This is a genomic window from Shimia gijangensis (assembly GCF_900142085.1).
In the GTDB taxonomy this organism is placed as follows: Bacteria; Pseudomonadota; Alphaproteobacteria; order Rhodobacterales; family Rhodobacteraceae; genus Shimia; species Shimia gijangensis.
In genome coordinates this window covers 1-6,848 of record NZ_FQZQ01000048.1, presented here as the reverse complement: position 1 = coordinate 6,848, position 6,848 = coordinate 1, and the positions used below count along the sequence as shown (strand labels likewise).

Here is a 6,848-nt window from a genome sequence, read left to right as displayed (position 1 = left end):
CATTGGCCGAAGTCTGCGACATGTTCACACCGCAAGAATGCTGGAACTACTTTTGCGAGGCCGGGTATGCATCAGGTTAAAAGCGCGTAGCTTTAAGCGACTTGGTTGCCCCGTGTCCGTCCAAACGGTTCAGTCGAAGTATCTCAACAACCTCGTCGAACAGGATCATCGTTTCATCAAAAGGCGGATCCGAAACATGGGCGGATTTGGATCATTTCCCAGTGCGGCAGCCACCCTTGAAGGAATTGAAGTAGCAAACATGATCAGGAAGTGCCAATTTGGAGCAACTGGCACCTCTGGTTTCAAGCAGTTTGCGCAATTCGCAGAATAAATGCGTCTAGAGCTCAAGGATTTCTCACCACATCACAAAGTTTGCGACACTACCATCAAACTTGCAGCAAATCGCCTTATGTTATTGCCCCAGAGAGACCCCGATCATGGGAAGTACAAGCAGTTTTGCAACGGGCCATGTGAGTGTCAACAGAACCACAGGTACAAAGATAGTCACGAACACAACATCGAGAAAACTCATCCCTTTTTCCTTGTCCCCGATTTTGATGTAATAATCGGCGAGTATGAGCCCGACTGCTACTCCGATCATGATCTTGAACACCAACCAATCCCCTTCGAGAAAAAAGCGGAGAATTGCCAATTGATCCTCGGTCATATCGAACACCATCCCAGTTTCCTCACTCTTATTTCCATTTCCAATTTTTGAAAGCGGAGAATTGAGTCTCACCGTAGAGGCCCGAATGGCTTTAAGGCAATATTTTTCGCACAAGAGTTGAGGTTAGAACGGGTTTTCTGGGTAGGCGAGATTCACGTACCTAGCATCCTGACCAGAATTGCTGAAAGGGTAATCCCCCCATTTTTAATGGGGTCCGCTTGTAGAATTCACGCGGCCATTTTCAGTTTCATGACGGGTGTTATGCCGCCGATGCCCATGTTGGGTCGCTCGTTGTTGTATGTCCAGAGCCATTCGGTTGCCTGGTCTTATGCCTCCTCAATCGTTTCGAAGATGTATTGCCCGAGCCATTCACCGCGAACGGTGCGATTGTAGCGCTCGATGTAAGCGTTCTGCTGCGGCTTTCCGGGCTGAATATATTCAAGGCAAATGCTTCGTTTCTCAGCCCAGGCCATCAGCTTTCCACTGACATATTCTGGGCCGTAACACCTTCGGAATGACGCTGATTGATAGGCTATGATCGCCTGCGCAGCCCTCAAATAGCGCAGAAGCTGGTCATAGCCGGGTCTCAGGTCCCTACAGTGGTTTTGCGCAAACCACACCGCAAAGGAGACCGACTATGACCAAGATTATTATTGCGCGAGATGCACCTGTTTTGGTGGCCATCGACATCGCCAAAGCGCGGCATGAAGTTTTGATCGCTATTCCTGATAAAAAACGCCGACGCCGTTTAACGGTTTTGAACGAACTTGCTGACTTCAATCGCCTCATCGCCGCGTTGCGGTCTTATGGGTGTCCGGTGCGTGTGGCCTTCGAGGCGACTGGCAATTATCACCGTGCCTTTGCGTACCATTTGGCAACCGCGGGCTTTGAGGTGAAGCTGGTGTCGTCAGTGGCTTTGGCGCGCACGCGGGAAGCGCTCAACAACAGTTGGGATAAGAACGACCCCAAGGACGCACAGGTCATCTTGCACATGATGGAGGTCGGGAACGAGCAGTTTTATCATGATCCATTGATGCATGGCACAAATGACATTCAAGAGCTGTCCAAAACCCACGATATCGTCTCCAAGTCGAAGACCGAGCTGTGGCACCGTGTGCTGACACATTACCTGCCGTTGTATTTTCCCGAAGCCGACCGCTTTCACCGCAGCTCGCGCAGTGATTGGTTCTTTGCATTCCTTGAGCGCTATCCTTCACCACATTTTATCACGGCAATGGGCAAGGGCGCTTTCACCGCTGATGCTTGGGGTGTGGTCGGTCGCAAGGTTGCGAAAGAGCGTTTGCTTGCAGATATTTACGAGACAGCCAAGTCTTCTGTGGGATTGCCGGTTGCCCCAGATTCTGATGCAATCAGTATGTTCCGCTTGGTTCTTGGGGAAGGACGCAGTCTCATTGCCCAACGCAATCAAATCGAAGATCGCGCCGTCGCGCTCCTCAAAGATCTGCCTGACTATCAGTTGCTGACATCAATACCTGGGATCGGCCCGATCAACGCCCTGACCATCCTCGCAGAAGCTGGCGACCTGCGCCGCTTTGGACACCACCGGCAGTTCTTGAAGTTCTGAGGTATGGACTTGGCAACCATCCAGTCGGGCACTTTCCGTGGCCAAACCAAGCTATCAAAATACGGGAATGCCCGCTTGCGCCGCACCCTGTGGATGGCTGGTCAGGTTGCCATTCTGCAGCGTACCAACAGCTTCAGAGATAAGTTCGAGCGCTACATCGCCAAGGACCGACAAAACACCCATTTGCGTCGAAAGGCATATACCGCAATCGCCGCCAAGATGGCCCGTACTGTTCACGGGATCATTAAACATGGCAAACCCTATCGCCCCTTCTTTGAGGGGTGATCGATCACAGAAGAACCTTTCTCTGTAAGGGCCGTAGAGGCAGACATCTGACCTCGTAGATAATGTTTAGGCCTTCTGTGTTAGCGACCCGAAGATCTCGTCTTAAGGACGGTGAGAGCCGCAAAAGCGTACTCTGTGTTTGTTATGGGAGAGACTGTCGTTGACCAAATTGCAAAACTGAGCCACTTTCTGAACGTGTCGAGACACCTCGATACGACAATGACCTGATGCCAAATCAGCTAATAATTCCGCGCATAGGACGTTATCGACGCGTATCGTTTGCGGTTTCCCGCGCCATTCGATGATCTGTTTCAGGCTGCGGACCACTCGTTCGGCTGGCAGCGAGAAATCCACCTCAATGGGGTCTGATGCCGGAGGGGGCAGGATCCTACGCTAAGACTTTCTGATCACCTTTTGGGCCACCTGTATTCACCTGTCAGGAGTATGTGAGCCCATCCGAGTGGCGAGGTATGCGCCAGCAGGTTGGGCGAGCAATCCAATCCTTCGCGGCGGCGTTCGGCGACAGCGTTTCCAAGGTGTTTGGTGTTCCAGTAAATGACGATCGCAGCCAGCAGGTTCAGGCCAGCCATGCGATAGTGCTGTCCTTCTGAAGTCCGGTCGCGGATTTCACCCTGCCGCCCGATGCGGAGTGCGTTCTTCAAGGCGTGGTGTGCCTCGCCTTTGTTGAGGCCGATTTGCGCCCGGCGCTGCATGTCTGCATCAAGCAACCAGTCGATGATAAAGAGCGTCCGTTCGACCCGTCCGATTTCTCGTAGTGCCACCGCGAGTTCGTGCTGACGGGGATAGGCGGCAAATTTCCGCAGTAATTGGCTTGGAGGCATACTCCCTGCCACCATGGTGGCAGCGCTGCGCAGGATGTCCGGCCAGTTCGTTGCGATGATCGGCTCTCTGATCCTGCCTCCAATCAAGCCTTTCAATTCCTTCGGGCAAGATGTGGGGTCGAATAGATACAGGCGTTTGGACGGCAGGTCCCGGATGCGGGGAATAAACTGGAAACCCAACAACGCGGTGACCGCGAAGACATGGTCGGTGAAGCCACCTGTATCAGCGTACTGTTCCCTGACATTTTGCCCGGCATCGGTCATCAACAGACCATCCAGAATGTAGGGCGCTTCGTTCACGGTGGCCGGGATGGTCTGTGTGGCGAAGGGACCAAACTGGTCGGAGACATGGGTATAAGCCTTCAGCCCAGGTTCATGGCCATACTTGGCATTAACGAGATTCATCGCCTCGCCATGACGTGAGGTAGGGAAGAACTGACCGTCGCTCGACGCAGCCTGCCCGGCGCCCCAATACTGCGCCATCGGCGATGTAGATTGCCCCTCGATCACCATGGCCAGGGCGCGGGCCATCGCATCGCTTTCAATGTGCCACCGCGACAAGCGCGAGAGCTGGAAGTAGTCATGGGTGTTCGACGCACCCGCCATTTTGCTGAGGCCGAGGTTCAACCCTTCGGCAAGCAGCACATTTAACAGGCCGATCCTGTCTTTGCAGGGTACGCCAGTGCGTAGATGTGTGAATGCCTCGGTAAAGCCAACCTCGTCATCCACTTCGAGCAGAAGGTCAGTGATCCTGACTTCCGGCAGTCGTCGATAAAGGTCGAGTACCATGGCGTCGGCCTCTTCGGGGACGGCAGCGGTCAATCGGTCGAGTTTGAGGATGCCGTTCTCGATGAGGCCTCCCGGAATCGCACCAGCTCTGGCGGCACGGGCAAGTCTCTGCAAACCATTGGCCAAAAGGGCCTTCCGATCTGCCAGCCAGGTTTCAGGTTCAAACGGCATAGCCAGTCTCGGTGTGGACCGGGCGACTTCGGTAGGGACAAGCGCTTCCTTGAGGTCACCATATCGCCGGGAATGGGCAAGCCAGACGTCGCCTGATCGAAAACCCTCGCGCAGATGGCACATGACGGCCACCTCCCATAGCCGGTGCCCGTCATCGTCCTTCAGGTGTCGATGCCATTTTGATGTGCGGCGCAGAAAGCTTCGCGACCGGACGGCCGTTGTTTCGCCAACTGCGATGATTTCCGCAGCGGTTAGCAATGGCTCGGCAACCGGAGCTGCCTTGATTTCGAGCGCCCGCAACATGCGCGGACCGTAGCGCCGGAAACGATGATAGCCCTGAACAACATGTGCCAGCGGATCGGCGGCCAGTGTGTCGGTGAGTTGCGCAGCGGTTGCAACAAGGTCCTTGAGCGAGGACCAACCCCCGGTATTTTGAATGGCCTCTTCCAGTGGAGCTTTGTCTTCGTGCGCTTCGAGCAATGCCGATCCGAGGGACGAGAAGGCTTTCAGGGTGTCCTTCAGAGTCGATTTGGCTTCAGCCACGCAGGCGTCGCTTCGTGATTTGGCCTCACGCCAGGTTTTGCCTACGATCCGATCGTGAGTCTCGACCACTGCATCGGCAACCGCACTTCGCCACTCCAAAACGCATACTGCGAGAATTGCGAGGCGCCGATTACCCGAGATATCCCTCATGTCCCCGGCAAAGTAGCGCTCGCCCTGACGGCGAAGGCCAGCAACGCGATGCGGCGGAATATCGGACAGCAGAGAATTGTCGAGTGCGATTTCCTGCAGTGCTTCCAATCGGTCGAGCAGACGATTCATGTCGGCTGAGTTCCGCCCCATCTCAAACTGCCGCAACCAGACAAAGCGCGTGACGCTGCCATCTGCACTCTCGGTCAGCAAGGCATCAAGGCATTTGCGCATTTCAGGTTCCAGCCGATCTACAATCCGCGCATCAATCCGTCGCTCTGCCGCGACAAGGGCGTCTGCGCAAAGGCGCTCGATCACGGTAATCCCGGGCAAGATGGTTTGCGTCGAACGGCAGCGATCGACAAACCACCGCGCCAAGTCTTCGTTCGACCGCGCCGTCTCGGCTTTCTTCTCCAGCCAAACCTTCAAGTCGCGCGATCCCCGTCCCGCGAACATCTTGTAACCATAAAGCTCGCGCAGGATTGCCAGGTGTTCATGCCGGGTTTCTTCGCGGCTTGCATATTCGGCCAGATCTTCGGGGCTCAGTCCAAGCTGGGCCGCCAGGAAGCGCGTGATTTCCAGCGGAATGACTTCACCTGGCGCGAGCAAACGACCTGGATATCGTAGGGCGCAAAGCTGTAGTGCGAAGCCGAAACGATTGTGACGGCGCCTGCGGGACCGAATGATCTCCAGATCGTCATCCGCCAGGGTGTAGTGATGCAACAATAGAGCTTCGTCGGCTGGCAGGTCAAAAAGGGCCGCGCGTTGGCGGCCAGTCAGGATTTTCCGACGGGGCATAATGTTACTTCCTTGGCAAGAGAGGTGTCCGAAAGGGGATCGCTGAGCGGACAGTTAAGAGGGAATTCACACGGTCAACGATGTCGGCTGCAAGGCTGTCTCATATAACTGGTACGAATAGTTTTGCAAAAGAGGCCCCATATTCGTACACTCAGGTCATGACTGCGACCAAGATAGGCTACGCCCGCTGTTCCACCGACAAACAGGATCTGACGGCGCAGCGTCAGGCCTTGATCGATCTTGGGGTTGCCGAAGACCTTATCTACACTGACCACGGATTGACCGGCACCAATCGTGCCCGCCAGGGCTTGGACCAGGCGCTTGCCGCCGTTCGTGATGGGGATACACTCGTTGTCCCCAAACTAGACCGCCTGGCCCGTTCCGTTCCCGATGCCCGAACCATCGCAGACCAGCTCGAAGCAAAAGGCGTGAAGCTCGCCTTGGGTGCTTCGGTCTATGATCCTGCCGACCCGATGGGAAAGATGTTCTTCAACATCCTGGCGACGTTCGCCGAATTCGAGGCGGATCTAATCAGAATGCGGACACGAGAAGGAATGGCTATAGCCCGCGCTAAAGGAAAACTCCGCGGTAAACAGCCAAAACTATCTGATAAACAACAGAAAGAGCTCGCACGCATGCACGCTACAGGAGAATACTCCATCAGCGATCTTGCTGAACTCTTCTCAGTTTCGAGGCCAACCGTTTACAGGACGTTGCAACGGACAGAACGCCCAATCAGCCCTTAACGTAGGATCCTGCCCCCTCCGGCATCAGACCCCTGATAGAAGACAGGCTGCTGGATATTGTTTTGGAGCGGCAAGAGCGGAAATTGTCGATACTAGCCTATCCACGGCCAAACGTTCTTCTTCGAACCGCTTGGTTATGCATGCTACCCAACCAGCTCTTACTGACTCGGCAAACGAAAAGGTGAGCTACCCCCCGAAATTCGGACACTGACGTAAGCTGCGATTTGTTGTCTGTTGATCTTCAACACGAAGGAGATCGACGATGTCGAAACGGA

4 protein-coding genes and 2 pseudogenes are annotated in these 6,848 nt (G+C 54.8%); 3 read left to right on the top strand and 3 right to left on the bottom strand.

The genetic code is table 11. The features are described from left to right. On the top strand, window positions 1-331 hold a 331-nt coding region (locus tag BUC32_RS19685), incomplete at its 5' end, for a DDE-type integrase/transposase/recombinase (RefSeq protein WP_245815232.1). 81 nt (window positions 332-412) lie between these two features. Here the strand turns inward: BUC32_RS19685 and BUC32_RS19680 are convergent. Together BUC32_RS19680 and BUC32_RS19675 are read right to left on the bottom strand one after the other, a co-directional pair. Continuing rightward, entirely contained in the window at window positions 413-679 is a 267-nt protein-coding gene (locus tag BUC32_RS19680) for a hypothetical protein (protein WP_073257265.1), read from the bottom strand. A gap of 215 nt (window positions 680-894) precedes the next feature. Then, a pseudogene (locus BUC32_RS19675) lies at window positions 895-1,173 on the bottom strand (integrase core domain-containing protein); the annotation flags it as partial. Between the two features lie 131 nt (window positions 1,174-1,304). Between BUC32_RS19675 and BUC32_RS19670 the strand changes: the two are divergent. Beyond that, window positions 1,305-2,537, top strand: a pseudogene (locus BUC32_RS19670) (IS110 family RNA-guided transposase). A gap of 407 nt (window positions 2,538-2,944) precedes the next feature. Here the strand turns inward: BUC32_RS19670 and BUC32_RS19660 are convergent. Continuing rightward, the gene (locus BUC32_RS19660) at window positions 2,945-5,827 is read right to left on the bottom strand and encodes a Tn3 family transposase (protein ID WP_073257262.1); all 2,883 of its coding nucleotides are present in this window, start codon (window positions 5,825-5,827) and stop codon (window positions 2,945-2,947) included. 158 nt (window positions 5,828-5,985) lie between these two features. Between BUC32_RS19660 and BUC32_RS19655 the strand changes: the two genes are divergently transcribed. Then, window positions 5,986-6,573, top strand: a complete 588-nt coding sequence (locus BUC32_RS19655; protein WP_073257259.1) for a recombinase family protein — start codon at window positions 5,986-5,988, stop codon at window positions 6,571-6,573. The last annotated feature ends 275 nt before the right edge of the window (window positions 6,574-6,848 follow it).

Excerpts from the sequence above, each read along its gene's own strand:
- BUC32_RS19660 (WP_073257262.1), bottom strand. The coding sequence starts at position 5,827 with ATGCCCCGTCGGAAAATCCTGACTGGCCGCCAACGCGCGGCCCTTTTT.
- BUC32_RS19680 (WP_073257265.1), bottom strand. The coding sequence starts at position 679 with ATGGTGTTCGATATGACCGAGGATCAATTGGCAATTCTCCGCTTTTTT.
- BUC32_RS19655 (WP_073257259.1), top strand. The coding sequence starts at position 5,986 with ATGACTGCGACCAAGATAGGCTACGCCCGCTGTTCCACCGACAAACAG.